Source organism: Edwardsiella tarda ATCC 15947 = NBRC 105688, assembly GCF_003113495.2.
Lineage (GTDB): Bacteria > Pseudomonadota > Gammaproteobacteria > Enterobacterales > Enterobacteriaceae > Edwardsiella > Edwardsiella tarda.
On record NZ_CP084506.1, the window covers coordinates 3,492,710 to 3,519,040 of the forward strand.

At 51.9% G+C, this 26,331-nt stretch carries 23 protein-coding genes, 3 tRNA genes and 3 rRNA genes; 15 read left to right on the top strand and 14 right to left on the bottom strand.

Translation table 11 applies throughout. From position 1 onward, the window contains the following. Positions 1-5: 5 nt before the first annotated feature. From DCL27_RS16165 to DCL27_RS16180, 4 genes are all read left to right on the top strand, one after another. Complete coding sequence (locus tag DCL27_RS16165) at positions 6-944, top strand: glycosyltransferase family 2 protein (RefSeq protein WP_035597598.1); 939 nt, start codon at positions 6-8, stop codon at positions 942-944. Then, complete coding sequence (locus DCL27_RS16170; protein ID WP_035597601.1) at positions 941-2,194, top strand: O-antigen ligase family protein; 1,254 nt, start codon at positions 941-943, stop codon at positions 2,192-2,194. The genes DCL27_RS16165 and DCL27_RS16170 overlap by 4 nt, the downstream gene beginning before the upstream one ends. Beyond that, positions 2,175-3,281, top strand: coding sequence for a glycosyltransferase family 4 protein (locus DCL27_RS16175; RefSeq protein ID WP_005290087.1), 1,107 nt, complete (start codon positions 2,175-2,177; stop codon positions 3,279-3,281). Before DCL27_RS16170 ends, DCL27_RS16175 begins: the two co-directional genes overlap by 20 nt. A gap of 161 nt (positions 3,282-3,442) precedes the next feature. Then, on the top strand, positions 3,443-4,687 hold the full coding sequence (locus tag DCL27_RS16180; RefSeq protein ID WP_223931165.1) for a glycosyltransferase: 1,245 nt from the start codon (positions 3,443-3,445) through the stop codon (positions 4,685-4,687). A 61-nt stretch (positions 4,688-4,748) separates the two neighbouring features. Here DCL27_RS16180 and DCL27_RS16185 read toward each other — a convergent pair whose 3' ends face one another. Next, positions 4,749-5,720 (bottom strand): polysaccharide deacetylase family protein, encoded by a 972-nt coding sequence (locus tag DCL27_RS16185; RefSeq protein WP_005290082.1) that lies wholly within the window; start codon positions 5,718-5,720, stop codon positions 4,749-4,751. Between the two features lie 130 nt (positions 5,721-5,850). On the opposite strand from DCL27_RS16185, the gene rfaQ reads away from it, so the two are divergent. From rfaQ to coaD, 6 genes are all read left to right on the top strand, one after another. After that, complete coding sequence (gene rfaQ / locus DCL27_RS16190; RefSeq protein WP_005290080.1) at positions 5,851-6,927, top strand: putative lipopolysaccharide heptosyltransferase III; 1,077 nt, start codon at positions 5,851-5,853, stop codon at positions 6,925-6,927. Continuing rightward, on the top strand, positions 6,924-8,051 hold the full coding sequence (locus DCL27_RS16195; protein ID WP_047060678.1) for a glycosyltransferase family 4 protein: 1,128 nt from the start codon (positions 6,924-6,926) through the stop codon (positions 8,049-8,051). The genes rfaQ and DCL27_RS16195 overlap by 4 nt, the downstream gene beginning before the upstream one ends. Continuing rightward, complete coding sequence (locus tag DCL27_RS16200; protein WP_035597607.1) at positions 8,052-9,146, top strand: glycosyltransferase; 1,095 nt, start codon at positions 8,052-8,054, stop codon at positions 9,144-9,146. A 174-nt stretch (positions 9,147-9,320) separates the two neighbouring features. Next, a complete protein-coding gene (gene waaA / locus DCL27_RS16205; protein ID WP_035597610.1) occupies positions 9,321-10,595 on the top strand; it encodes a lipid IV(A) 3-deoxy-D-manno-octulosonic acid transferase in 1,275 nt (424 codons plus the stop codon). 3 nt (positions 10,596-10,598) lie between these two features. Then, the gene (locus tag DCL27_RS16210; RefSeq protein ID WP_005290072.1) at positions 10,599-11,375 is read left to right on the top strand and encodes a glycosyltransferase family 2 protein; all 777 of its coding nucleotides are present in this window, start codon (positions 10,599-10,601) and stop codon (positions 11,373-11,375) included. Continuing rightward, a complete protein-coding gene (coaD, locus tag DCL27_RS16215) occupies positions 11,372-11,857 on the top strand; it encodes a pantetheine-phosphate adenylyltransferase (RefSeq protein WP_005290070.1) in 486 nt (161 codons plus the stop codon). The genes DCL27_RS16210 and coaD overlap by 4 nt, the downstream gene beginning before the upstream one ends. Here coaD and mutM read toward each other — a convergent pair. The 4 genes from mutM to radC form a co-directional block, all read right to left on the bottom strand. Beyond that, the gene (gene mutM, locus DCL27_RS16220) at positions 11,854-12,663 is read right to left on the bottom strand and encodes a bifunctional DNA-formamidopyrimidine glycosylase/DNA-(apurinic or apyrimidinic site) lyase (RefSeq protein WP_035597612.1); all 810 of its coding nucleotides are present in this window, start codon (positions 12,661-12,663) and stop codon (positions 11,854-11,856) included. The genes coaD and mutM overlap by 4 nt on opposite strands. A gap of 98 nt (positions 12,664-12,761) precedes the next feature. Beyond that, on the bottom strand, positions 12,762-12,929 hold the full coding sequence (gene rpmG, locus DCL27_RS16225) for a 50S ribosomal protein L33 (RefSeq protein WP_005290066.1): 168 nt from the start codon (positions 12,927-12,929) through the stop codon (positions 12,762-12,764). Between the two features lie 11 nt (positions 12,930-12,940). Next, positions 12,941-13,177: a 50S ribosomal protein L28 gene (gene rpmB, locus DCL27_RS16230; protein WP_005290060.1), complete on the bottom strand. Its 237-nt coding sequence runs from the start codon at positions 13,175-13,177 to the stop codon at positions 12,941-12,943. Between the two features lie 239 nt (positions 13,178-13,416). Further along, positions 13,417-14,100, bottom strand: coding sequence for a RadC family protein (gene radC / locus DCL27_RS16235; RefSeq protein WP_005290057.1), 684 nt, complete (start codon positions 14,098-14,100; stop codon positions 13,417-13,419). A 185-nt stretch (positions 14,101-14,285) separates the two neighbouring features. Here radC and coaBC point away from each other — a divergent pair, with 185 nt between their 5' ends. The 3 genes from coaBC to slmA all read left to right on the top strand — a co-directional run bounded on the left by coaBC (position 14,286) and on the right by slmA (position 16,648). After that, positions 14,286-15,503, top strand: a complete 1,218-nt coding sequence (gene coaBC, locus DCL27_RS16240; RefSeq protein WP_035597614.1) for a bifunctional phosphopantothenoylcysteine decarboxylase/phosphopantothenate--cysteine ligase CoaBC — start codon at positions 14,286-14,288, stop codon at positions 15,501-15,503. Then, positions 15,481-15,939 (top strand): dUTP diphosphatase, encoded by a 459-nt coding sequence (dut, locus tag DCL27_RS16245; protein ID WP_005290054.1) that lies wholly within the window; start codon positions 15,481-15,483, stop codon positions 15,937-15,939. Before coaBC ends, dut begins: the two co-directional genes overlap by 23 nt. A gap of 112 nt (positions 15,940-16,051) precedes the next feature. After that, on the top strand, positions 16,052-16,648 hold the full coding sequence (slmA, locus tag DCL27_RS16250; protein ID WP_005290050.1) for a nucleoid occlusion factor SlmA: 597 nt from the start codon (positions 16,052-16,054) through the stop codon (positions 16,646-16,648). A 38-nt stretch (positions 16,649-16,686) separates the two neighbouring features. On the opposite strand, the gene pyrE is transcribed toward slmA, so the two are convergent. Together pyrE and rph are read right to left on the bottom strand one after the other, a co-directional pair. After that, entirely contained in the window at positions 16,687-17,328 is a 642-nt protein-coding gene (gene pyrE / locus DCL27_RS16255; RefSeq protein ID WP_228594449.1) for an orotate phosphoribosyltransferase, read from the bottom strand. 85 nt (positions 17,329-17,413) lie between these two features. Then, positions 17,414-18,127 (bottom strand): ribonuclease PH, encoded by a 714-nt coding sequence (rph, locus tag DCL27_RS16260; RefSeq protein ID WP_005290046.1) that lies wholly within the window; start codon positions 18,125-18,127, stop codon positions 17,414-17,416. 132 nt (positions 18,128-18,259) lie between these two features. Here rph and DCL27_RS16265 point away from each other — a divergent pair, with 132 nt between their 5' ends. Further along, positions 18,260-19,123, top strand: coding sequence for a YicC/YloC family endoribonuclease (locus DCL27_RS16265; RefSeq protein WP_005290044.1), 864 nt, complete (start codon positions 18,260-18,262; stop codon positions 19,121-19,123). Between the two features lie 202 nt (positions 19,124-19,325). On the opposite strand, the gene DCL27_RS16270 is transcribed toward DCL27_RS16265, so the two are convergent. Next, positions 19,326-19,664 (bottom strand): MaoP family protein, encoded by a 339-nt coding sequence (locus DCL27_RS16270; protein WP_005290042.1) that lies wholly within the window; start codon positions 19,662-19,664, stop codon positions 19,326-19,328. A 119-nt stretch (positions 19,665-19,783) separates the two neighbouring features. Between DCL27_RS16270 and hdfR the strand changes: the two genes are divergently transcribed. Further along, positions 19,784-20,620, top strand: a complete 837-nt coding sequence (gene hdfR / locus DCL27_RS16275; protein ID WP_005290039.1) for an HTH-type transcriptional regulator HdfR — start codon at positions 19,784-19,786, stop codon at positions 20,618-20,620. 185 nt (positions 20,621-20,805) lie between these two features. Here hdfR and DCL27_RS16280 read toward each other — a convergent pair. The 6 genes from DCL27_RS16280 to DCL27_RS16305 all read right to left on the bottom strand — a co-directional run bounded on the left by DCL27_RS16280 (position 20,806) and on the right by DCL27_RS16305 (position 26,022). Continuing rightward, positions 20,806-20,881 (bottom strand) — tRNA-Trp (locus DCL27_RS16280). An 8-nt stretch (positions 20,882-20,889) separates the two neighbouring features. Further along, a tRNA-Asp gene (locus DCL27_RS16285) sits at positions 20,890-20,966 on the bottom strand. 47 nt (positions 20,967-21,013) lie between these two features. Beyond that, a 5S ribosomal RNA gene (gene rrf, locus DCL27_RS16290) occupies positions 21,014-21,130 on the bottom strand. A 90-nt stretch (positions 21,131-21,220) separates the two neighbouring features. Continuing rightward, positions 21,221-24,129 (bottom strand): 23S ribosomal RNA (locus tag DCL27_RS16295). A gap of 190 nt (positions 24,130-24,319) precedes the next feature. Beyond that, positions 24,320-24,395, bottom strand: a tRNA-Glu gene (locus DCL27_RS16300). 83 nt (positions 24,396-24,478) lie between these two features. Further along, positions 24,479-26,022, bottom strand: a 16S ribosomal RNA gene (locus tag DCL27_RS16305). The 16S, 23S and 5S rRNA genes sit together here with 3 tRNA genes alongside, the layout of an rRNA operon. Positions 26,023-26,331 lie beyond the last annotated feature (309 nt).

Genomic DNA, 26,331 nt, shown 5'->3' on the forward strand with positions numbered 1-26,331 from the left:
AAAACGTGATAGCTAACCCGATATTATCCATCATTATTGCCGTACATAACTCGGCCGACTATATATTGACCTGTTTACAAAGCCTCGAACAGGCATTAGATAAAGATTGTCGCCCTGAGTGCGTCGAGGCGATCATTGTTAATGATGGTTCCACCGATAACTCTTTAGACATCATTAATAATTTCCCAGCGAAAAACTTTACCAAGAAAGTATTCTCGGTTAATTTTCATAATGTTGGTAAAGTAAAGAAATTTGCTTTCACCCATTGTCAGGGCGAATATATCACGATCCTTGACAGTGATGATGCACTGAAGCAAAACGCTTTGACATGGCTACTCGAAAAAGTAACAGAAATTAACTTTGATTTGCTTATCACGCCGATCGAGGAAGTCAGAGGCGAGCTCAACCTAAAAAATGTAGAAATAAACAATAACGAAAAGCATATTGATAAGTCTTCAGCCAAAGAACTCTACCTTAATCATAAGATTATCGAAGGACATATTGCTGGCAAATTTATTCGCCGGTCATTATTAGATAATGATATGTTTCCTGATTTAGTCTGCTATGAAGATATCGTCACCGTTGCTTACGCTATTCATAATGCCAAGAAGATCATCTATAGCGACACTATTTGCTATCAATATAGAAAAAGAGAGAATAGTTTATCTGATGATAAGTATGGAGAGAAAATTCTCCTAATATTTAACGCATTCGATAGAATAGAACCTTTTTTTATCGAAAACTCGACACAACGTTATCTATTCGAAGCACTCCTAGTTAAATCAATTTCAGACTTTATCTCCAGGACAAGAAGTCATAAAATACCACCTTACCTTACGGAAAAGTTAGTTAAAATCAATGGTATTAATTATTTACTATGTCCTAAGGTAAGATTTAGCAGAAAAAAAATGTACCTTGCTTTAAAATTGAGATCATTCTTATGATAACGAAAAATAAATATATCTCTACTATTATTTTTTTTATGTTAATACTTGGGTTTTGTCTCGCCTCGTTCTCTAGCCCTTGGACAAGAGATATTTTCTATATCTGTGGTTATCTATGTATAATCTATATCATATTAAATCTATTTAATAATAAAGGAAATAGCAACAGCTATATTAACCTTCTCATTCCTGGTAGCCTGCTCGTATTTGGTATCGCGCGTCTCCTCTGGGCCTGCTATTTTCAGCATCATGACCATACGTTGGATGGTATCTATTATGCCTACAAATCAACAAGTAAGAGGTTGATTATCGGCGCTTTTATTATATATGCGGTATTCTTGCTACGTGAACCGTTAAAAATACTTTCACAATCACGATTCATCCTGACTCTACTTAAAGTATTACCGATCATAATACTCGGCTATGCCCTTTATCAATTTTCTATTCTTGGCATGGGACGGATTGAGCTATCAACGAATAGGGCGACCGCTACCGCATATATCATCACTCCTATTTTCTTAATTAGCCTTTACTTATGTCTGGAGCAGGTAAGTCGGTCAACAGGTCTATTATTAGCATTATTTAATCTATGTGCTTCAGCCATAACCATTCTATTAACACAAACACGCGCTGCTATCTTAGTCTACTTAGTCTTAGCGTTAACCACGACATTTTGGATGTTACGTAAGCGAGTTAGCTGGAAAGCTATCGCTCTCATCCTTGGTGTCCTGATAGGGATTATGGCACTAAGTTATCGACCGATAATCGAGCCGCGTATGGCCTCCGCAATCCAAGAGGCGAAAAGCTATAACATTACCACCGCCTCTGGCTCGTTTAGCTCCCGCTTCGCCATGTGGCATGCTGGGATCTATGTATTTAAACACCACCCCCTAGGACAATCAGCGGAAAGCCGCTATACACTTGTTCAAAACGCTGTCGAGCACAAACAGATAAGCTCATTTATCATGCAATTCCTGGGCGTACATCTCCATAATGAGATCATTGAGACTCTCTCATTACAGGGGCTATGGGGTACTCTACTGCTAATGATAGTCTATCTATCACTCCTTCTAACCAGCCTGATACAACGAAACCCATTGCTATTTTTATGTACCGTCAGCCTCATCGGATTTGGTCTCAGCGATGTCCTATTTTTTAGTCAAGAGGCAACGACACTATATTTAATCTGCATCGCACTATCATTAGTACTAGGAAGCCAGAGAGCTGAATATGAATATCGCCCACTTTGAAACCTCGATGGATTGGGGAGGCCAGGAGTTACGCATCGTTGAGCAAGCCGAATGGCTCAACCAGCATGGCTACCCGACCTGGATTATTGCTCGACCTGGCTCGGCAATCCTCGCCAAGGCTCAGGAGAAAAACTTACCGACCTTCGCTATTCGCGTGCGCGGGTCGATACACCCAAAGACCCTTGCACCGCTACTGAGGTTTATCCGTACACAACGGATTGCTATCTTGGATTGTCATGGCAGTCGTGATGCGGTCTATGGTGCGTTGGTCAAGCTGTTGACAGGGGTCAAGGTGATCCGTTCACGCCATGTGACCGATCCGATAAAAATCAGCGGGCTGCATGGACTGGTATGGAAACATGGCAACCACGGCATCATCACGACCGCCAAGAAGATTCAGGATATGCTGGAGACGCTAGGCATCCCTAACCAAGATAAGACACTGGTCGCTCCCGCTGGCGTCGATCCGCTCCGCTTCTCACCATCTCATGACGTACAGACGCTACGCCAACAGCTGGGGATCGCCACGGATGATATCGTCGTGGCCAACATCGGGATGATCCGCCCAGATAAAGGGCAAAATTATTATATCGAAGCCTGCAAAAAACTGCTGGATCAAGGCTTACCACTTACTTGTATCCAAGTAGGAGAGTCAACCAGTCAAACGGTAGAGTTCAAACAGCATGTGCTTAATCTCGCTCAACCCTACCTCGGTCAACAGATCCGCTTTCTCGGCTACCACAACGATATCGAAAACTATCTGGCTATCGCTGACATTGTCGTTATTGCCTCCGTCGCAACAGAGGCCCAGACACGTTTAGTCTCTCAGGCCTTCCTGATGAAGAAAAATATTGTCGCCACCACCACGGGCGGATTACCGGAAATGATTAGTAATGAGCACACTGGCCTCCTCTGCCCGGCTCATGATGCTCAGGCATTAGCTAACGCCATCCGTCGTTTGATCGAACAGCCCCAATTACGCGCGACTCTACGCGAAAATGCCTATGAGTATGCGCAGAAATATATGACCTTTGACCACATGATGAAGGAAATGATCACGTTCTACCAAGCGATATTAGCGAAATAATCTGCCCCCCTCAGGCTAATACTGAGGGGGAATAATACGATAAAATAAGAGGATGAATAGATAAATAGTATCTAAGCAGATCTACTGCTAAGATTTATATGGTAATTTATTATCATAGTTTATTTTTATAAAAAAATTATTATATGAATAATGACTCGAATATGACCTACCATCTCATTCATCTGATCGATCTGCGCAATGTCGGTGGTGTCGAAACAATGTTTTGCGATTTTCTACACTACGCTGTGCAAGCCTACCCGCACATGCAGCACACACTGGTGATGGAGCACCAAGGCATTGCCTCAGCATTACGTCCTCGATTACAGGGCCTATCCCAGGTACATCTGCGCCCGATCAAGCGCTATGGTCAGCTCAGTCTACCGAACCGCCCCAAAATTTTTCGCGCCTGGAACCGCCTACGTATCATTCGCCAGATCCATCCTGACGTCATCATAATCTGGAATCAGTTTACTGAGTGGCATCTTTCTAACGCGCGTACCGCGCGCTATCTTGCCAACGTCCCAATCGTCTATTATGAGCATGGAATGTCATGGTATCAGCACACGCCTTCACTACCGACACGCTTCTTTGCTCACGTCACCCACTGCCTAGCCGTCTCCCATGCCTGTAAACGGATGCTAGAGCTGAAACATCACATTACTCAACCGATCACGATCGAACCCAATGCGCCACGCCGCTTAGCGCACACTCACACCATCAAACCACCACGGGTAACCGGTCAACCCATCATCTTCGGCAGCGCCGGACGTCTGGTGCCGCTGAAATGCCTTGGACTCCTATTACTGGCCTCCCAAGAGCTAGCGCGACGTAATATTCCGCACCACTGTTATATCGCCGGTGTCGGTAATGAAGCCGACTACCTCTCTCGTCTGAGAGAAACACTACACGTTGAACAAAATACGACCCTAATGGGGTTTGTCAGTGATATGGGAGCATTTTATGAACGACTCGATCTCTATCTCTGCCCATCCATGCATGAGACCGCATCGTTAGCCGCGCTCGAGGCAGGAACCTATGGTGTCCCGACGATCACCAGCAATATCGATGGATTACCAGAGACGGTACGCCACCAGCATACTGGGCTGTGTCTAACCCCCGAACTCTCGGTACAACAGTATGCTGATCTTTGTGGTGCCTCAACCCACTTTGCTCCCTTAGTATACGACCCACAACACGATCGGTTGACGCCACCACTCATGCTATCGCCCGTACAACTCGCCGACAGCATCGAATATCTCTATCACCATCCTGAAGTCTACCAGCGTCTTAGCCAAGGTGCCCAAGAGCATGCCGCAGCCAGTAGAGACTTCAACGCACTGGCCGAAGCCCTCTGCCAACATCTGATGACATGGGCACAAGAGGCTACGGATCCTACCCGTCGCTAAACGACTAAGGGAGGCTTTCGCCTCCCTTGTCATACGTGATGAGCGACCTACGTGAATATGACTACGCAGGCGCTCGCTGTGCGCATTTCATCTGATAATACTCAGCTAAGGTCGCCCCTTGTACGCGTGGCGCCAACCAAGTAAACAAGGCCTCGAGATCGTGATACAGCTGTTCAATATCCTGCGCATTGCGGAAGGTCGGACTTCCTCCCGGCATAAACTCCGATGAATGCAGCATAAATTCGACATAGTCCCGACCTTGCTCGAGATGGTAATCCACCACGCGCTGCATCTCTGGCAGGTTCCCGCCTCGAGGACGTACCCACTGAACCGACGGCGGACGACGCTTGCCACGCAGGCGATCATAACTTGTACGCAATTGATTAAAGAATGGCGAGTGCTTGAGACGCGTACTCATCGGTACTTCAAGTAATGAAGAGTCACCCTCTAGGCGCAAATCACGGGTATCGACAAAATAGGCTTTATCTGGATAGTGCCGATAGTCACTCCCACCATCCCCTTGCGGTGCGCCTTTAGCACCACGCCAGTCGACGCGTGGCGTAACCGAACAATCCACCCGATAGCCATACTCCAGCAGCAACTGTAGATAGAAGGCATTCATCGCCCAACGTCCCGCACGATGACTGACCATTTTCGTTTGGAACGTCTCCTCCAATAAATGGGTCATATAATCGACTTTTTGCCGCATTACATCATCAGGATATTCAATTAGATAGGGTTTATTAGCCCAATCGTTATCGGTAAGTGGAATTTCTGGAGGGCTATTCCAGGCGTGTAAATGCATACCCACCTCGCCGCACCCGCGTGCAATCACATCACGGGCAAACGCAACATAGGTAGGATCGCTGGCCATTTCATAATTGGTCAGATAAACCGGCTTAAAGCCATATTTTTCGCATAGCTGCTGAAAGCGAGGTAAATAACGGGCATTCTCTGTCGTGATCCGATCGTGGTTCTGCCACAGATTATCACCCTCAGTATCGATGGTAATGATAAATGCAGGCTGGCTCATATTAATACGTCTTCCTCAAGCCTAATCTTTCGCCCATGGTAGAACAATTGCTTTAAAACCGCCACAACACTTCTCCCCACCGACCTTATCCACTAAAATCAAAGGTCAAACCGCAGGAAAAGGCAAAAGCATGGCATCGAACCCGACGCTTCCCGTCGCATTTTCTCCTCAGCGTATTCTGGTTATCAAGCTGCGTCATCATGGCGATATGCTATTGATTACACCTGTCATTAATACGCTAAAGCAGCACTATCCAGCCGCCGAGATAGATGTTTTACTGTATGCAGAAACACGGGAAATGCTCTCTGCCAACCCCGACATCCACCAGATCTATTGCATCGATCGCCAGTGGAAAAGACAGGGGATACGTTATCAACTCGGCCAAGAGTGGCGATTACTGCGCACACTGCGTGCACAGCAGTATGATCTGGTGGTCAACCTGGCCGATCAATGGCGCAGCGCCATCGTCACCAGGCTTAGCGCGGCACCCGTGCGTCTCGGCTTCGATTTTACCAAGCGCCGCCATCCACTATGGCGACGTAGCCATACCCACCTGATCAGTACAGCAGATCATGGGCGGTTGCATACCGTCGAGCAGAATCTGACGATCCTCGCGCCTCTAGCACTACCTGACATCGATCCGCGCGTCACCATGGGCTATACGCAACAGGACTGGCAACAGGTGCAAGCGCTTCTTCCCAAGGAGTGGCCCACAAGTTACATCGTCATCCAACCGACCTCTCGCTGGTTCTTTAAATGCTGGCAAGAGTCGCGGATGAGTGAGGTCATTAACGCGCTATCACAGTCCGGACAACACATTCTACTCACCTCGGGCCCCGATGAACGCGAATTAGCAATGATTGCGCGGATCATACAGGGCTGTCCCGGCGCCAATATCACGAGCCTAGCGGGGCGACTCACACTACGTCAATTAGCGGCGGCTATCGACCACGCCCGCTTGTTTATCGGCGTCGATTCAGTTCCTATGCATATGGCAGCGGCGTTGCAAACACCACTAGTCGCTTTGTTCGGCCCCTCGAAACTTACCTTCTGGCGACCTTGGCAAGCTCAAGGTGAGGTCATCTGGGCCGGTGATTTTGGCGCATTGCCCGACCCGGATGCCATCGATACTCAAACCGAGGAGCGCTATTTGGACTTAATCCCCAGCGATGCCGTCATTAGCGCGGCCAAGAGATTACTCGCATGACCCAATTTCGACTGGCCCTCGTACGGCAGAAGTATCGTCCAGATGGCGGTGCTGAACGTTTTGTCTCTCGCGCGCTTGAGGCATTGGATAGTCATGACATCGAGCTAAATGTTATCACTCGTCAATGGCAAGGCCCGATCAAACCTGATTGGCATATTCATCTCTGCGATCCGAGGAAATGGGGACGAATCAGTCGGGAGCGTGGTTTCGCCCATGCCGCTCGCGCCCTCTGGCAACACCAGCGCTTCGATCTGGTACAAAGCCATGAGCGTATTCCCGGCTGTGACCTCTATCGTGCCGGGGATGGCGTCCACCAACGCTGGTTAATGCAGCGAGCGCGGATCCTACCGGGATGGAAGGCCCGCCTCCTGTGGCATGATCGCTACCACCGTTATGTGATGGAGGCAGAGCGCGCCATGTATCAGGCACCGGAACTGCGCGCCGTCATCTGTAACGCCGCGATGATTAAGCGGGAGATTATGGAGGATTTCGGCCTCCCGGATGAAAAGATCCATGTCATCTATAATGCTATCGATCATCAGCGTTTTCTGCCGCCTGATGAGACGCTACGGGCAACACTGCGTCGCCAGTGGCAGATCCCACAGGAAGCCACTTGTCTGATCTATGTCGGTTCCGGTTTTGAACGCAAGGGGCTACGGGCGGCAATTGAGGCACTCGCTCCCACGCCACGTTACTTACTGGTGGTCGGCAAGGATAAAGAAGAGGCGCGTTATCAAGCACTGGCGCGTACCTTAGGCTGCGCCGAACGTGTACGCTTCTTAGGGGTACAAACAGAAACGCTGCCCTTCTACCAAATGGCCGATGGTTTATTGTTGCCTACACTCTACGACCCGTTTCCTAACGTCATTTTAGAAGCAATGGCTTGCGGTCTACCCGTGATCACTAGCACAGGCTGTGGCGGCGCTGAGTTTATCCGTAATGGTGAGAATGGCTATGTCTGCGATGCCTTGGACATTGTCGCGCTACGTGAAGCGATCATGGCGTTACCCACACAAGCGCTAGGCTCTCACGCAAGCAAACAGGCTCGCTCACAGATTATGTCTTGTAGCGCCGAACATCTCTCTGCCCAACTGATTACGCTGTATCAACAGCTGGTGAAGTAAATGCGTATTTTATTTATTATCGACGGCCTACCCGGTGGCGGCGCGGAAAAGGTAGTACTCACCTTAGCCCAGCAGTTTCTTACCCAAGGTGATAAGGTCTCCCTGTTTTCCTTACGCGACATTTGTCAGTATTCACTGCCTGCCAATATCGATTACCGAGTGATCCATGATCATTGCCGCTTCCCTTGGCGAAAATTGACGGAGCTATCGCGTCGCGCACGCCAACTAGATGCGGAGATCTACCGAGCCGAGCAAGATGGCCATTACGATTTAGTCTTATCTAATCTGCATAAAACCGATCGTATCGTCGCACGGAGTGAGGCGCTACGAAACCATAACCTATGGTTTTGTCTGCATGGTGTTTTCTCCACCTCCTATCTTGGCCACCGTCATGGTTTTGACCGTTGGCTAAAGCAGAAAAAGATCCGCCAAGTTTACCAAAATCGTCGTATCGTCGCTGTATCACAAGCCGTTGGGCATGACCTATGCGCACAATTCAACATTACGCCTGCGCAACTACAAGTCATCCCCAACCCATTCGATCTCGCGGCTATTCGCCAAGCTAGTGAAGCGCCTTGCCCTCTTTTGGGACAAGATTACCTGATCCATGTCGGACGATTCCATCAGGCTAAACGTCACGATCGGCTGTTAGAAGCCTATGCAGAAAGTGGCATCACCGATCCACTCGTTTTACTCGGGCAGGGGACTCACGAACAAGAGTCTCGGCTCCGCGCTCTGGTTAAAAAATTAGGATTAGAGCAGCGCGTATTATTTCAAGGCTTTCAGGCGAATCCTTATCCCTGGATCCGTCACGCAAGATTACTGGTCGTCAGTTCTGATAGTGAGGGATTCGGTAATGTACTTGTTGAGGCACTCGCGCTAGGCACCGCCGTTGTCAGTACTCGGTGTCCTGGTGGGCCGGCCGAAATTCTAACAGGTGAACTAGCTCGAGGGCTCTGCTCCCCTGATGTTCATGCTTTAGCCAAGACTTTATTGGATATTTATTACCATCCTCAAACTATCGATAACAATGCACTACTGAAATACGATGTTGACAGTGTCTGTATGCATTACCGCCGCCTCGGTGCACCATGAAAAACAAGCCGTGTCTTATACGGTATGATCTCGCACACCGTATACATGTGATCGTGTCTCTTCCCCCATTGCTCGCAATATGGAAATCCGGGGAAAATCGGTAAAATAATGGCATTAAAGTAGGTAAATGCTTAGAATTTGCCCGCCAATACTATAAAGATAACGGATACAAGCTTGGAATCGTTATATACCGTACTGCTCTATCTCATTCAGCCTCTAATCTGGCTTAGACTCCTGCTGCGTAGCCGAAAATCACCGGCTTACCGCAAACGCTGGGGCGAACGCTATGGCTTCTGCCGTAACAAGGTTGTACCGGGCGGGATCTTGCTGCATTCGGTCTCGGTCGGGGAAACGCTGGCCGCGATTCCATTGGTGCGCGCGCTGCGCCACCGTTATCCAACCCTACCGATCACCGTCACGACCATGACCCCGACAGGCTCGGAGCGAGTGATGTCGGCCTTTGGCAAGGATGTCCATCACGTCTATCTTCCCTATGATCTGCCGGGTGCCATGCGACGTTTCTTAAATACCGTGCGTCCCAAGCTGGTCATCGTGATGGAAACCGAGCTATGGCCCAACATGATCGCCGCGCTGCATCAACGCCAGATTCCGCTCGTCATCGCCAATGCTCGTCTTTCCGCACGCTCGGCTCAGGGGTATAGCAAACTGGGTGGCTTCATGCGTCGTCTGCTGGGGAAAATCACCCTGATCGCGGCACAGAACCAAGAGGATGGCGAGCGCTTTATCGATCTCGGACTCAAGCGAAGTCAACTGGCGGTAACAGGCAGCATCAAATTCGATATTTCCGTTACCCCCGAACTGGCAGCCCGAGCCGTTACCCTACGCCGCCAATGGGCTCCGCACCGTAAAGTCTGGATCGCCGCTAGTACGCATCAAGGGGAAGAGGCCATCATGCTGCAAGCACACCGCCGCTTGCTCGCCCAGTTCCCCGACTTACTGTTGATCCTCGTACCACGTCACCCTGAACGTTTTAAAGAGACAGAGCAGCTGACCCAAAAAGGGGGCTTCAACTACCTAATGCGCAGTAGCGGTCAGATCCCCACGCCCCAGACGCAGGTGGTCATCGGCGATAGTATGGGGGAGCTGATGTTACTGTATGGCATCGCCGATTTAGCCTTCGTTGGTGGGAGTCTGGTCGAGCGGGGTGGGCACAATCCCCTCGAGCCGGCAGCACACGCTATTCCAGTACTGATGGGACCCCATACCTTTAACTTCAAGGATATTTGCGCCAAACTACAGCAGGCCGATGGCTTGATCTCTGTCGCTGATGGCGAGGCGTTAGTTGGAGAGATCACCACCCTGCTGACGGATGAAGATTACCGTTTGTGGTATGGCCGCCACGCCGTCGAAGTCTTGCACCAGAATCAGGGCGCGCTGCAGCGATTGTTACAGCTGCTATTACCCTATCTGCCGTTACGGAGTCACTAAACCATGTCACCACGTCTCTCCGTCGTCCTCATTTGCAAAAATGCTGCCGAGTTATTACCCGACTGCCTGGCGTCCATCGACTGGGCAGACGAGATCGTCGTTCTGGATGCGGGCAGTAGCGATGAAACGCAGGCAATCGCACGCGCGGCCGGCGCCAAGGTCTATGAGAATCGTGACTGGCAAGGATTCGGTATTCAGCGCCAACGGGCTCAAGATTATGCTAACGGCGACTATATCCTGATGCTCGACAGTGATGAGCGCGTCAGCGCGGAACTGCGTGACGCTATCCAGCAAGTCCTCGCCCAACCAGCAAGTGAACGGGTATACAGCATCGCCCGGCGCAATCTCTTCCTTGGACGCTTTATGCGTCATAGTGGCTGGTACCCCGATCGCGTGATCCGTCTCTATCCCCGCCAGCACTACCGGTATAACGCCAATCAGGTCCATGAGTCTTTAGATTGCAACGGCGCCCAGATCCATCCTTTGCCGGGCGATCTATTGCATTTAACCTGCCGCGACTTCGCCAGCTTTCAACAGAAACAGCTACACTATGCCACCACCTGGGCACATGAACGGTATGCCCAGGGCAAGATCACCTCGCTCTGGGGGATCTTCAGCCATACGCTCGGAGCCCTACTGAAGACATTGCTACTGCGTGGTGGGGTTCTGGATGGCAAGCAAGGTTGGCTGTTAGCCATGGTGAATGCACAATACACGTTCAACAAATACACCGAGCTGTGGGCACTACAGCACGGCTATACAGAAAAGAGGTTGCCATGAGCCGCACCGCAATCTACCCGGGTACTTTCGACCCACTCACCAATGGTCATCTCGATATCGTCACACGCGCCGCACATATGTTTGAGCGCGTAATCCTAGCTATCGCCGCCAGCCCGAGCAAGCACCCACTGTTCACCTTAGAGGAACGAGTGGCGATGGCGCGCGACGTCACGGCACATCTCCCTAACGTCGAAGTTCAAGGCTTCAGCGAATTGATGGCGCACTTTGCTCAGCGCCAACAGGCCGACATTTTGGTACGCGGCCTACGCGCTGTCTCTGACTTTGAGTATGAATTACAATTGGCTAACATGAATCGCCATCTGATGCCCTCTCTTGAGAGCGTCTTCCTGATGCCGGCGGAGGCGTGGTCCTTCATCTCCTCTTCCCTGGTGAAGGAGGTCGCACGTCACGGTGGTGACGTTGACGCCTTCCTGCCTCCACCTGTCGCACAAGCACTCCTCGCGCGTCTGCACGACGCCTAACGCTGGCAATGCGGGCAGTAATAGGTAGTACGCTGCCCGTGTTTACTGCTCTTAATCGTCGTGCCGCAAGTCAAACAAGCCTCTCCGGCGCGGCCATAGACCTGTAACTGCTGAGCAAAATAACCTGGCTTACCATCCGCCTGTAAGAAATCACGTAGCGTGGTTCCACCCTGATCGATAGAACGCTGTAACACCGCTTTGATCGTCTGAACTAAGAGCGCAATCTCGTCGCGACTCAATGAGCCCGCGAGACGATCCGGGTGGATCTGCGCGCTGAACAAGGATTCGCTGGCATAGATATTGCCCACGCCAACCACCAGCTTATTGTCCATCAGCCAAGGTTTAACCGCGGTACGACGCCCTCGTGCCTTCTCCAACAAATACGCGGCATTGAACGCATCGCTTAGCGGCTCGGGCCCCAAGTGTGCTAATACACTCGCTGTTGCTAAATCTTCATACCAGAGCCAGGCACCGAAACGACGGGGATCGGTATAACGCAAGCACATACCGTCCGTGAGTCGGAGATCAATATGGTCATGCTTCTGTGCCGGCGTCGAGGCAGACAATATGCGTACGCTGCCAGACATGCCTAAATGGATGACGATCCAGCCCTCAGGCAGCTCGAGTAACAAGTATTTTACACGTCGCTGGACGCTGAGTATCGGACGATCATGCAGTGCCAACAATGCCTCAGGAACCGGCCAACGTAGACGCGACTGGCGTACCACCAGGCGATCGATCATTTTACCTGTCAGGTGTGGTGCAATACCACGGCGACTGGTTTCAACTTCGGGTAATTCCGGCATGACCCCTCACTCAATACATTGACAGCATGCCATTATAGATAGGGGCAAATAGGCAAAAAAAAACCCGGCAGAGCCGGGTTTTTCCAATTCCACTAAAATTATTTAATCTTAGCTTCTTTGTAGATCACGTGCTGGCGTACAACCGGATCGAACTTTTTCAGTTCCAATTTTTCCGGCTTAGTACGTTTGTTCTTGGTAGTGGTGTAGTAGTGACCAGTACCAGCAGACGAAACCAGCTTGATCTTCTCGCGAATACCTTTAGCCATGATTCAGATCCTTAATACTTCTCACCACGGGCACGCAGATCGGCCAGAACCGCTTCGATACCCTTCTTATCAATGATACGCATACCTTTAGCAGATACACGCAGAGTTACAAAGCGCTTCTCACCTTCAACCCAAAAACGGTGTGAGTGCAGGTTCGGCAGAAAACGGCGTTTGGTCGCATTCAGCGCATGGGAACGGTTGTTACCGGTCACCGGACGCTTGCCAGTAACTTGGCAGACTCGGGACATGTCTATTCTCCAAAAATCAAATCAGCTCGAGCTTCGTATAGGTAGTGGCCGCCTCGTCAGGCTTTAGAGCCCATCCCGGCAAACTCCGCCGAGTAGACTCTGAGTCAGGTCGAAACCTGCTGAGATAGGCTCTTAACGCCACAACCTAGATTCTCAAAGGTGGCGTAGTATACGCTCTAGAGCGCATGTGCTCAAGACCCGAACAGCTAAAGATCCCTCAGGATCGCGAAAAAATATGATTAAATCCACCCACGTTCAGCAAAAGAAACCCGCTGACCGCAGCCGATGACCATATGATCGAGAACCTGAATATCCACCAGTGCACAGGCCTTAGCCACGCGGGCTGTTAGCAAACGGTCCGCCACACTGGGCTCGGGATTACCGGACGGGTGGTTATGCGCCAGGATAAGCGCCACAGCATTTAGCTTGAGCGCCTCCCGGACGATTTCCCGTGGATATACATCCACACAGTTTATAGTACCCGAAAACATCTGCTCAGATCGAATAACACGATGCTGATTGTCCAAAAACAACACGACGAAAGCCTCACGCTCTAGCGCAGCAAACAGATTTTGGAGAAAAAGTGCGGTCAAATCGGGGCTCGTCATCGCGCTGACCTCACTCATTCGATGCTGCAACACCCGCCGCGACAACTCCAGCACCGCCTGCAATTGAGCAAACTTCGCCACACCGAGGCCTGGTGTAGCACAGAAGGTATCGACATCCGCCTGCAAGATCCCCTGGAGCGAACCAAAGCGTATCAGTAGCTGTTGCGCTAGCTGAAACACATGCATGCCTGGCACGCCAGTACGCAAAAATAGCGCTAATAACTCCTGATCGCTGAGCGAGGCCGCACCTAATAGCAACAGCTTCTCTCTGGGTGGCAATCCCTGTGGCCAAACAAATGGCTTATCTTCTTGCATCGAGCTCTCCTCCCGACAGCGCCAACGGACGCAAGAAAAATAACTGTATAAAAAAACAGCATCAATAAATATATCTAAAAACCGCGCAACTGTGCGCATGGCTTCAAAGATGGTTGCAGGATCGGCGAGAAAAGATGAGATATGGTAAGATCTTGCCACTTTGGGCTTCACACGGAACCAACACCATGACGGGACTTCACGGTAAACGTATCCTATTAGGCATCAGCGGCGGGATCGCCGCCTATAAGTGCCCGGAAATCGTGCGCCGCTTGCGTGAACGGGGCGCAGAAGTGCGCGTAGTCATGACTCAAGGGGCACAGGCTTTTATTACGCCTCTGACCCTACAGGCGGTCTCTGGACACCCTGTCGCGGACGATCTCTTCGATCCTGCGGCCGAGGCCTCCATGGGGCATATCGAGTTGGCAAAGTGGGCCGATCTGATCCTGCTGGCTCCCGCTACCGCCGATCTGATCGCGCGCCTGGCTGCGGGAATGGCCAACGATCTGCTGGCCACCCTATGCTTAGCCAGTGCCGCCCCCATCGCGCTTGCCCCCGCCATGAATCAACAGATGTACCGCGCCGCCGCTACCCAAGATAATCTCGCGATCTTAGCCCGACGTGGCATCGCGATCTGGGGACCAGATAGTGGAGAGCAAGCATGTGGCGATGTCGGCCCAGGACGGATGCTCGATCCATTAGCATTGGTCGAGCGTACCGAGGCTCACTTCCATCCAACCCACGATCTGGCGGCTTACCGTGTACTGATCACCGCCGGACCGACGCGTGAGGCGCTGGATCCGGTGCGCTTCATTAGCAACCACAGCTCTGGCAAGATGGGGTTCGCCATCGCCGAGGCCGCGGCACGGCGCGGTGCACAGGTCACGCTAGTCAGTGGACCGGTCACTCTACCAACCCCCGCGGGCGTAATACGTATCGATGTACAGAGCGCCCTGGAAATGCAGGCCGCCGTCACGCAGCATGCCGCTGAAAGTGATATCTTCATCGCCTGTGCCGCCGTCGCCGATTACCGAGCTCAGCAGGTCGCTCCAGAGAAAATGAAAAAGCAGCAAGGCGATACATTAACGCTGACCTTGGTGAAAAATCCGGATATCGTCGCCGGCGTTGCAGCCATGACCACCGCTCGTCCATTTGTGGTAGGATTTGCCGCCGAAACCCAGAATGTGGAAGAATACGCCAAACAAAAACTGGCGCGTAAAGGACTAGACCTGATCTGTGCCAACGATGTTTCACAAGATGGCCAAGGTTTCAATAGTGATACCAATGCCTTACATCTTTTTTGGCCCCAGGGTGACAAACGGTTACCGCTCAGCAGCAAATCCCTTCTGGGTAGCGCCTTAATCAATGAGATTGTCAGACACTATGAAGAAAAAAATCGACGTTAAGATCCTCGACGCGCGCATCGGACAACAGTTCCCCCTGCCAACCTATGCCACTCCCGGCTCTGCAGGTCTGGATCTCCGCGCCTGCCTGGATAGCGCCGTGGTGCTGGCGCCAGGCGAAACCACCCTGTTACCGACCGGGTTAGCCATCCATATCGCCGACCCGTCTCTGGCCGCGCTGATCCTGCCACGCTCCGGTTTAGGCCATAAGCATGGCATCGTGTTGGGCAATCTGGTCGGCTTGATCGACTCCGACTACCAGGGGCAGTTGATGATCTCCGTCTGGAACCGTGGGCAAACCACCTTCACCATCGAGCCTGGCGAGCGCGTCGCGCAGCTGGTACTGGTACCGGTGGTGCAGGCTGACTTTAACCTGGTAGAGTCGTTCGAAGATAGCTCGCGCGGTGCAGGGGGATTCGGTCACTCTGGCCGCCAGTAATCCAATCCGCCGCACGCAACGCTATCAAGCCAAATAACACCGTCGCACTCCGTTGCGGCGGTGTCTGTTGTGGGGAATCCGTTTTCGCCGTTTAGCAAGGGTCTTGTCAGGCATGGCAGAAAAAGAAAATACGAAAAGGAACCGTCGTGAAGAGATTTTGCAGGCGCTCGCGCAAATGCTCGAATCTAGCGATGGCAGCCAACGCATCACCACGGCAAAGCTGGCGGCTAACGTCGGCGTATCAGAGGCCGCGCTTTATCGCCATTTTCCCAGTAAAACACGGATGTTCGATAGTCTCATTGAGTTTATTGAAGACTCACTCATCTCACGGATTAACCTGATATTGCAGGATGAGAAAGATACGCTCAATCGGCTTCGTCTTATTCTGCTGCTGATCCTGGGCTTCGCAGAGCGTAACCCTGGGCTGACCCGCATCATGACCGGTCATGCCCTCATGTTCGAGCAAGATCGTCTACAGGGTCGTATCAATCAGTTATTTGAGCGTATCGAGGCACAGTTACGCCAAGTACTGAAGGAGCGACGCCTGCGTGAAGGCAACGCTTTCGCTCACGATGAGACGTTGTTGGCCAGCCAATTACTGGCCTTCTGCGAAGGGATGCTATCGCGTTTCGTCCGCTCCGAGTTTCGCTACCGCCCAACGCAGGAGTTTGATACCCGTTGGCCATTGCTGGCGAGCCAGTTGCAATGATCGCGCAGCAGGCCGCGCTGAGGCGGCCTGCACGCAACTCACACGCCGTATTGCGTACGATACGCCTTAACCGCCGCCAGATGCTGCGCCATCCCTGGTTGCTCTTCCAGATAATGGATCAGATCGCTTAGGGTAATGATGGAGATCACCCGACAACCATAGTCGCGTTCAACTTCTTGGATCGCGGACAACGCTTCGCGGCCACGCTCCTGACGATCGAGGGAGATTAGCACCCCGGCCAAGGCCGCGCCGTTCGCCTGGATCAGCGTCATCGACTCACGGATAGCGGTACCAGCAGTGATCACATCATCCACTAACATCACTCGTCCCTGCAGAGGGCTGCCAACCAGGGCCCCCCCCTCACCATGATCCTTGGCCTCCTTACGGTTGAAGCAGTAAGGCACGTCCATATCGTGATGCTCGGCCAGCGCTACCGCCGTCGTGGTCGCAATCGGTATCCCTTTATACGCCGGCCCGAACAACACATCGAATGCGATACCACTGTCCGCCAACGCCTCGGCGTAGAAGCGTCCCAACAGCGCCAGATCTCGCCCGGTATTAAATAGCCCTGCGTTAAAGAAATAAGGGCTAGTACGCCCAGATTTCAACGTAAACTCGCCGAACTTGAGAACCTGCTTGCTGAGTGCAAATTCAATAAAGCGGCGCTGATAGGCCTTCATACTTTTCTCCTTCAAAGTCTGTTAATACCCGGAATGCCCATCTTACGGGCAAAAAAAAGGCGACTGATAGAGTCGCCTAAAATCATTATGCTAACGCAGCCTTCTGCGCCTGGATGATCTGACCTATGCCATCTTTGGCCAATGCCAAGAGTGTTAATAGCTCCTCATGGCTGAATGGCTCTCCTTCAGCTGTGCCTTGCACTTCGATCATCCGGCCATCCTCCATCATGACCACATTCATGTCGGTTTCGGCGGCAGAGTCCTCTACATACTCCAGATCGCATAGCGCCTCGCCGGCAACAATACCGACAGAGACGGCGGCAACCATCCCCTTCAGCGGGCTCGCCTTCAACTTGCCGGACGCGACCAGGGCATTCAAGGCATCGGCTAATGCCACGCAGGCACCGGTGATAGAGGCGGTACGCGTGCCGCCATCCGCCTGGATCACATCGCAATCCAGGGTGATCGTGAACTCACCCAACTTCTTCAGGTCTACCGCGGCGCGCAGCGAACGCGCGATCAAACGCTGGATCTCCATGGTACGGCCGCCCTGCTTGCCCTTGGCCGCCTCACGCGCCATACGGCTGTGGGTGGAACGGGGCAGCATGCCATATTCTGCGGTAACCCAGCCTTGGCCCTGGCCCTTTAAAAAGCGCGGCACCCCTTCGTCAACACTGGCGGTACACAACACCTTGGTATCGCCAAACTCCACCAGTACGGAGCCTTCCGCATGCTTGGTATAATGGCGAGTCAAACGCAGTGGACGGATCTGTCCGGCTGCTCGGCCTTCAGGACGCATAAGCTCATCTCCGCAGGTAATTCAGTAATCGGCTGCGCATTATACGGCCTTCATCCGCTTATGCCTATCACGCAGGACGTCGCGGGGCTATAATCCCGACAACACACACCGTTTTAGTAATAGGCAGGCACTATGATCCGTAGCATGACCGCTTACGCCCGACGCGAAGTCAAGGGTAACTGGGGCAGCGCAGCCTGGGAGCTGCGCTCAGTCAACCAACGCTATCTGGAAACCTACATCCGTCTTCCTGAACAGTTTCGTAGCCTGGAGCCGGTGATCCGTGAGCGCCTGCGCACTCGTCTGACCCGAGGTAAGGTTGAGTGCAACCTGCGTTTCGAACTCGATCCCAGCGCACAGAGTGCGCTAATCCTCAACGAGAATCTGGCTAAACAGCTAGTGGAAGCCGCTAACTGGGTCAAACTTCAGAGTGATGAAGGCGAGATCAATCCGCTGGATGTGCTGCGCTGGCCAGGCGTGATGGCCGCCGCCGAACAAGACCTGGATGCCATCAGCAGTGACCTGTTGAGCGCCCTGGATAGCACCATTGATGACTTCATCGACGCGCGTGAGCGTGAGGGTGGCGCGCTTAAGGCATTAATCGAGCAGCGCCTCGAGGCTGTCTCCGCCGAGGTCGCCAAGGTACGTAGCCGGATGCCGGAGATCCTCCAATGGCAGCGCGAGCGTTTAGTCAATAAACTCGAAGAGGCTCAGGTCCAACTCGAGAATAACCGTCTGGAGCAAGAGTTGGTACTCATGGCCCAGCGCATCGATGTGGCGGAAGAGTTAGACCGTTTAGACGCACACGTAAAAGAGACTTACGCTATCCTGAAGAAAAAAGAGGCCGTTGGACGCCGCCTAGACTTCATGATGCAGGAGTTCAACCGCGAGTCAAACACGCTGGCCTCTAAGTCAATCAACGCAGATATCACCGCTTCAGCGATTGAGCTTAAAGTCTTGATCGAACAGATGCGTGAGCAGATCCAGAATATCGAATAAACCCGCCTAGTTGTGTCATCGCACACGGCTCCGCCAGGCCCTGATACTCAGGGCCTTTTTCTTACCACAACGTCATACAATGGGTATCTAACGCTGACCCTTCATACCGATCGACTTACAATAAAAAACACCCTGCCAGCATACCGCTCACAGGGTGTTGTTACGCCTCTAACTCAGAAGGCCGAGTGTCGTCCAACCACCATTAATCGTCAGACTCAGTGTAATCCTCAGCCCCTTCCATCTGTGGCTTGCCGCCAGAGAGCGTATGGAAACGCTTCGGACGGCGGATACGGGTCACATACTTCGCCCAGACTTTCTCCGCCTCGGTTGCTGGCTGACGCTCACCACGACATACAGCAACAAACAGCAGCTCTTCATCCGTTTGAGCCTCGCGAGTTCCGAGATCTAATTCATTAAATGCATACCCAAAGCGCTCAAGTAACTGAGCCTCTTTGATGGTGAAATCACCATGACGTGAAAAACCACGTGGATAGTGTTTGTTATCAAAGAAACGATGAGTGGTATGGAAGCTTTCCGGCATCTGACACGCTCCTAATTCTCTATGGCCGTGCTATTTATGGCGCGGAGTATTAGATAGGCTTGACAAGCTGTAAAACAAAACATTTAAATCATGATGATAAAATTTTTTGCAGGTGAATCGTGGATACCGAATTACTCAAAACCTTTTTGGAAGTCAGTCGTACACGTCACTTCGGCAAAGCTGCCGAAACCCTCTACCTGACACAATCTGCCGTCAGCTTCCGTATCCGTCAGTTGGAAAATCAAGTCGGTACCGAGCTATTCACTCGACACCGGAATAATATCCAGCTTACCCCTGCTGGCCAGAAGCTCGTACCCTATGCCGAAAGTCTGATGAATACCTGGCAGCTGGCCAAGCAGGAGATGATTCATGCGGGCCAAGCTAAGACGTTCTCTATCGGCGCTCCGACGCTGCTCTGGGAATCTGTGCTCGCAGAGTGGCTACCGCAACTCTACCGAGATAACCCGAGTCTACAGCTAGAAATACGTAGCGGTCAGCGCCATACACATATCCGTCAGTTACATGAGCGCCAGCTGGATCTACTGATCGCCACAGAAATTCCCAAGGCCGATGAATTTAGTAGTACACAAGTTGGTGAATTCCATCTTGCGCTGTACGTTAGTAAGGATAGTACGCCGAAAAAAACGCAGCCTTTCATCCAGCTCGATTGGGGCGCCGACTTCCTACCCCATCCATCATCCATCAATCATAGTATGCCGCCATTGTTGGATAGCAGCTCGCTATTGATCGCCGAGCGAATCTTGCGTCAAACGCATGCTAGCGCATTTTTCCCTGAAACTTGGGCTAGTAGAGCAGAAAATGAATTAAAACGCGTAGAGCAGGTCGAGAAGCTCATCCGACCGGTCTATGCCATTTGGCTGCATAATAGCGATCGTCAGGAGGAGATCGCGCAAATGGTGGACTCACTCTCTCCCTTGTTCATCAACCATGCTTGATAACAGAACATATCAGCAAGCGATAAATGCTACCGCGCTGCCCTCGACATAGCAGGGCGAAATAAACAGAACCCAGCGCCCTACACCGTAGGGCTAGTATGCTCAGCAAGCAAACGAGCACGACAGCGAACTTTGGCGGAAATAAAAACAAAAAAGCCTTCTGTTTTCACAGAAGGCTTTTTATCTGGCAGGGGCGGAGGGACTCGAACCCCCAACACCCGGTTTTGGAGACCGGTGCTCTACCAATTGAACTACGCCCCTAAATAGGGTGGCGGAACGGACGGGACTCGAACCCGCGACCCCCTGCGTGACAGGCAGGTATTCTAACCAACTGAACTACCGCTCCACCGAATTTTGTATCACACCCGTTTCCGGGGTACTGCTAAATTTGATGCCTGGCAGTTCCCTACTCTCGCATGGGGAGACCCCACACTACCATCGGCGCTACGGCGTTTCACTTCTGAGTTCGGCATGGGGTCAGGTGGGGCCCACCGCGCTATCGCCGCCAGGCAAATTCTGTTTTACCAACCGCCATTCAGGCCATCGGTTCCAATCTTGAACAAGCTAAATTCGTCTCTCTAAAAACACCTTCGGTGTTGTAAGGTTAAGCCTCACGGATCATTAGTACTGGTTAGCTCAACGTATCGCTACGCTTACACACCCAGCCTATCAACGTCTTAGTCTTAAACGTTCCTTCAGTGGACTCAAGGTCCAAGGGAAGACTCATCTCGAGGCAAGTTTCGCGCTTAGATGCTTTCAGCGCTTATCTCTTCCGCACGTAGCTACCGGGCAATGCAATTGGCATCACAACCCGAACACCAGCGGTGCGTCCACTCCGGTCCTCTCGTACTAGGAGCAGCCCCTCTCAATCTTCCAACGCCCACGGCAGATAGGGACCGAACTGTCTCACGACGTTCTAAACCCAGCTCGCGTACCACTTTAAATGGCGAACAGCCATACCCTTGGGACCTACTTCAGCCCCAGGATGTGATGAGCCGACATCGAGGTGCCAAACACCGCCGTCGATATGAACTCTTGGGCGGTATCAGCCTGTTATCCCCGGAGTACCTTTTATCCGTTGAGCGATGGCCCTTCCATTCAGAACCACCGGATCACTAAGACCTGCTTTCGCACCTGCTCGAGCCGTCACTCTCGCAGTCAAGCTAGCTTATGCCTTTGCACTAACCTCCTGATGTCCGACCAGGATTAGCTAACCTTCGTGCTCCTCCGTTACTCTTTGGGAGGAGACCGCCCCAGTCAAACTACCCACCAGACACTGTCCCTATCCCGGATTACGGGGACCAGGTTAGAACATCAAACATTAAAGGGTGGTATTTCAAGGTCGGCTCCATGCAGACTGGCGTCCACACTTCAAAGCCTCCCACCTATCCTACACATCAAGGTTCAATGTTCAGTGTCAAGCTATAGTAAAGGTTCACGGGGTCTTTCCGTCTTGCCGCGGGTACACTGCATCTTCACAGCGAGTTCAATTTCACTGAGTCTCGGGTGGAGACAGCCTGGCCATCATTACGCCATTCGTGCAGGTCGGAACTTACCCGACAAGGAATTTCGCTACCTTAGGGCCCGTTATAGTTACGGCCGCCGTTTACTGGGGCTTCGATCAAGAGCTTCGCCTTGCGGCTGACCCCATCAATTAACCTTCCAGCACCGGGCAGGCGTCACACCCTATACGTCCACTTTCGTGTTTGCAGAGTGCTGTGTTTTTATTAAACAGTTGCAGCCAGCTGGTATCTTCGACTGGCTTCGGCTCCATCCGCGAGGGACTTCACCTACATGCCAGCGTGCCTTCTCCCGAAGTTACGGCACCATTTTGCCTAGTTCCTTCACCCGAGTTCTCTCAAGCGCCTTGGTATTCTCTACCTGACCACCTGTGTCGGTTTGGGGTACGATTCAGTGTTATCTAGAGCTTAGAGGCTTTTCCTGGAAGCAGGGCATTAACCACTTCAGCACCGTAGTGCCTCGTCATCACGCCTCAGTGTTAAAGATAACCGGATTTGCCAGGTCATCACACCTACACGCTTAAACCGGGACAACCGTCGCCCGGCCGGTCTAGCCTTCTCCGTCCCCCCTTCGCAATAACACCAAGTACAGGAATATTAACCTGTTTCCCATCGACTACGCCTTTCGGCCTCGCCTTAGGGGTCGACTTACCCTGCCCCGATTAACGTTGGACAGGAACCCTTGGTCTTCCGGCGAGCGGGCTTTTCACCCGCTTTATCGTTACTTATGTCAGCATTCGCACTTCTGATACCTCCAGCAGCCCTCACAGGCCACCTTCACAGGCTTACAGAACGCTCCCCTACCCAACAACACATAGTGTCGCTGCCGCAGCTTCGGTGCATGGTTTAGCCCCGTTACATCTTCCGCGCAGGCCGACTCGACCAGTGAGCTATTACGCTTTCTTTAAATGATGGCTGCTTCTAAGCCAACATCCTGGCTGTCTATGCCTTCCCACATCGTTTCCCACTTAACCATGACTTTGGGACCTTAGCTGGCGGTCTGGGTTGTTTCCCTCTTCACGACGGACGTTAGCACCCGCCGTGTGTCTCCCGTGATAACATTCTTCGGTATTCGTAGTTTGCATCGGGTTGGTAAGTCGGGATGACCCCCTAGCCGAAACAGTGCTCTACCCCCGAAGATGAGTTCACGAGGCGCTACCTAAATAGCTTTCGGGGAGAACCAGCTATCTCCCGGTTTGATTGGCCTTTCACCCCCAGCCACAAGTCATCCGCTAATTTTTCAACATTAGTCGGTTCGGTCCTCCAGTTAGTGTTACCCAACCTTCAACCTGCCCATGGCTAGATCACCGGGTTTCGGGTCTATACCTTGCAACTAGACGCCCAGTTAAGACTCGGTTTCCCTACGGCTCCCCTATTCGGTTAACCTTGCTACAAAATATAAGTCGCTGACCCATTATACAAAAGGTACGCAGTCACACCCCGAAGGATGCTCCCACTGCTTGTACGTACACGGTTTCAGGTTCTATTTCACTCCCCTCGCCGGGGTTCTTTTCGCCTTTCCCTCACGGTACTGGTTCACTATCGGTCAGTCAGGAGTATTTAGCCTTGGAGGATGGTCCCCCCATATTCAGACAGGATAACACGTGTCCCGCCCTACTCATCGAACTCACAGCTGTGCACCTTCGTGTACGGGGCTATCACCCGGTATCGCGCGACTTTCCAGACGCTTCCACTAATGCACAAACTGATTCAGGTTCTGGGCTCTTCCCCGTTCGCTCGCCGCTACTAGGGGAATCTCGGTTGATTTCTTTTCCTCAGGGTACTTAGATGTTTCAGTTCCCCTGGTTCGCCTCGTTAAGCTATGTATTCACTTAACGATAGTGCAACGAATTGCACTGGGTTTCCCCATTCGGACATCGCCGGCTAATAATGCTTCATATCAGCTCACCGACGCTTATCGCAGATTAGCACGTCCTTCATCGCCTCTGACTGCCTAGGCATCCACCGTGTACGCTTAGTCACTTAACCTCACAACCCGAAGGTGTTTCACTTCGTGCTGCAAGCATTTGAGAGACTCTCGAATCACTTGTTAAAAGCAATTCGATTGTTTTCGAATTTTCAGCTTGTTCCAGATTGTTAAAGAGCAAAATATTGCAAACATGACTCGTAAGTCCGTTTTGCAATATTGTTGGCACCGTCTTTCACCCGATACCGCAAATGGCGTCCCCTAGGGGATTCGAACCCCTGTTACCGCCGTGAAAGGGCGGTGTCCTAGGCCTCTAGACGAAGGGGACACTGGGTCGACTTCGCAGACGCTTTGCTCGAACATCTATCAGACAATCTGTGTGAGCACTACACAATATTTCGTATCTTCAGGTAAGGAGGTGATCCAACCGCAGGTTCCCCTACGGTTACCTTGTTACGACTTCACCCCAGTCATGAATCACAAAGTGGTAAGCGCCCTCCCGAAGGTTAAGCTACCTACTTCTTTTGCAACCCACTCCCATGGTGTGACGGGCGGTGTGTACAAGGCCCGGGAACGTATTCACCGTGGCATTCTGATCCACGATTACTAGCGATTCCGACTTCATGGAGTCGAGTTGCAGACTCCAATCCGGACTACGACGTACTTTATGAGGTCCGCTTGCTCTCGCGAGGTCGCTTCTCTTTGTATACGCCATTGTAGCACGTGTGTAGCCCTACTCGTAAGGGCCATGATGACTTGACGTCATCCCCACCTTCCTCCAGTTTATCACTGGCAGTCTCCTTTGAGTTCCCGGCCGAACCGCTGGCAACAAAGGATAAGGGTTGCGCTCGTTGCGGGACTTAACCCAACATTTCACAACACGAGCTGACGACAGCCATGCAGCACCTGTCTCAGCGTTCCCGAAGGCACTCCCGTATCTCTACAGGATTCGCTGGATGTCAAGAGTAGGTAAGGTTCTTCGCGTTGCATCGAATTAAACCACATGCTCCACCGCTTGTGCGGGCCCCCGTCAATTCATTTGAGTTTTAACCTTGCGGCCGTACTCCCCAGGCGGTCGATTTAACGCGTTAGCTTCGGAAGCCACGCCTCAAGGGCACAACCTCCAAATCGACATCGTTTACAGCGTGGACTACCAGGGTATCTAATCCTGTTTGCTCCCCACGCTTTCGCACCTGAGCGTCAGTCTTCGTCCAGGAGGCCGCCTTCGCCACCGGTATTCCTCCAGATCTCTACGCATTTCACCGCTACACCTGGAATTCTACCTCCCTCTACGAGACTCTAGCTTGCCAGTCTTGGATGCAGTTCCCAGGTTAAGCCCGGGGATTTCACATCCAACTTAACAAACCGCCTGCGTGCGCTTTACGCCCAGTAATTCCGATTAACGCTTGCACCCTCCGTATTACCGCGGCTGCTGGCACGGAGTTAGCCGGTGCTTCTTCTGTAGGTAACGTCAATTGCACGTGCTATTAACACGTACACCTTCCTCCCTACTGAAAGTACTTTACAACCCGAAGGCCTTCTTCATACACGCGGCATGGCTGCATCAGGCTTGCGCCCATTGTGCAATATTCCCCACTGCTGCCTCCCGTAGGAGTCTGGACCGTGTCTCAGTTCCAGTGTGGCTGGTCATCCTCTCAGACCAGCTAGGGATCGTCGCCTAGGTGAGCCATTACCTCACCTACTAGCTAATCCCATCTGGGTTCATCTGATGGCATGAGGCCCGAAGGTCCCCCACTTTGGTCTTGCGACGTTATGCGGTATTAGCTACCGTTTCCAGTAGTTATCCCCCTCCATCAGGCAGATCCCCAGACATTACTCACCCGTCCGCCGCTCGTCAGCGGAGAAAGCAAGCTTTCTCCCTGCTACCGCTCGACTTGCATGTGTTAAGCCTGCCGCCAGCGTTCAATCTGAGCCATGATCAAACTCTTCAATTAAAAGCTTGATGCTCAAAGAAATTAAACTGTTTATTCGTAATGAATTAACTGCTGTCACTCTTCAAGACTTTAAATATTTTGGCATTCCGAGGAATGCTTAATACGAATCTTGCGAGTGCCCACACAGATTGTCTGATAATTTGTTAAAGAGCGCCGCCGCGAGAACTCGTTAAGTTGTCGTCGGCGTGGGCTGCGTATATTACGCTTCTCGCCCGCAGAGTCAAGCATTTATTTTTGCTTTCTCTGCCTGACTGGGCGACATTGTTGTCGTTGTTCCCGGTCAGTGGTGGCGCATTATAGGGACTTCTC

Excerpts from the sequence above, each read along its gene's own strand:
- DCL27_RS16170 (WP_035597601.1), top strand. The coding sequence starts at position 941 with ATGATAACGAAAAATAAATATATCTCTACTATTATTTTTTTTATGTTA.
- DCL27_RS16175 (WP_005290087.1), top strand. The coding sequence starts at position 2,175 with ATGAATATCGCCCACTTTGAAACCTCGATGGATTGGGGAGGCCAGGAG.
- DCL27_RS16180 (WP_223931165.1), top strand. The coding sequence starts at position 3,443 with ATGACCTACCATCTCATTCATCTGATCGATCTGCGCAATGTCGGTGGT.
- DCL27_RS16185 (WP_005290082.1), bottom strand. The coding sequence starts at position 5,720 with ATGAGCCAGCCTGCATTTATCATTACCATCGATACTGAGGGTGATAAT.
- rfaQ (WP_005290080.1), top strand. The coding sequence starts at position 5,851 with ATGGCATCGAACCCGACGCTTCCCGTCGCATTTTCTCCTCAGCGTATT.
- DCL27_RS16195 (WP_047060678.1), top strand. The coding sequence starts at position 6,924 with ATGACCCAATTTCGACTGGCCCTCGTACGGCAGAAGTATCGTCCAGAT.
- DCL27_RS16200 (WP_035597607.1), top strand. The coding sequence starts at position 8,052 with ATGCGTATTTTATTTATTATCGACGGCCTACCCGGTGGCGGCGCGGAA.
- DCL27_RS16210 (WP_005290072.1), top strand. The coding sequence starts at position 10,599 with ATGTCACCACGTCTCTCCGTCGTCCTCATTTGCAAAAATGCTGCCGAG.
- coaD (WP_005290070.1), top strand. The coding sequence starts at position 11,372 with ATGAGCCGCACCGCAATCTACCCGGGTACTTTCGACCCACTCACCAAT.
- mutM (WP_035597612.1), bottom strand. The coding sequence starts at position 12,663 with ATGCCGGAATTACCCGAAGTTGAAACCAGTCGCCGTGGTATTGCACCA.
- rpmG (WP_005290066.1), bottom strand. The coding sequence starts at position 12,929 with ATGGCTAAAGGTATTCGCGAGAAGATCAAGCTGGTTTCGTCTGCTGGT.
- rpmB (WP_005290060.1), bottom strand. The coding sequence starts at position 13,177 with ATGTCCCGAGTCTGCCAAGTTACTGGCAAGCGTCCGGTGACCGGTAAC.
- radC (WP_005290057.1), bottom strand. The coding sequence starts at position 14,100 with ATGCAAGAAGATAAGCCATTTGTTTGGCCACAGGGATTGCCACCCAGA.
- coaBC (WP_035597614.1), top strand. The coding sequence starts at position 14,286 with ATGACGGGACTTCACGGTAAACGTATCCTATTAGGCATCAGCGGCGGG.
- dut (WP_005290054.1), top strand. The coding sequence starts at position 15,481 with ATGAAGAAAAAAATCGACGTTAAGATCCTCGACGCGCGCATCGGACAA.
- slmA (WP_005290050.1), top strand. The coding sequence starts at position 16,052 with ATGGCAGAAAAAGAAAATACGAAAAGGAACCGTCGTGAAGAGATTTTG.
- pyrE (WP_228594449.1), bottom strand. The coding sequence starts at position 17,328 with ATGAAGGCCTATCAGCGCCGCTTTATTGAATTTGCACTCAGCAAGCAG.
- rph (WP_005290046.1), bottom strand. The coding sequence starts at position 18,127 with ATGCGTCCTGAAGGCCGAGCAGCCGGACAGATCCGTCCACTGCGTTTG.
- DCL27_RS16265 (WP_005290044.1), top strand. The coding sequence starts at position 18,260 with ATGATCCGTAGCATGACCGCTTACGCCCGACGCGAAGTCAAGGGTAAC.
- DCL27_RS16270 (WP_005290042.1), bottom strand. The coding sequence starts at position 19,664 with ATGCCGGAAAGCTTCCATACCACTCATCGTTTCTTTGATAACAAACAC.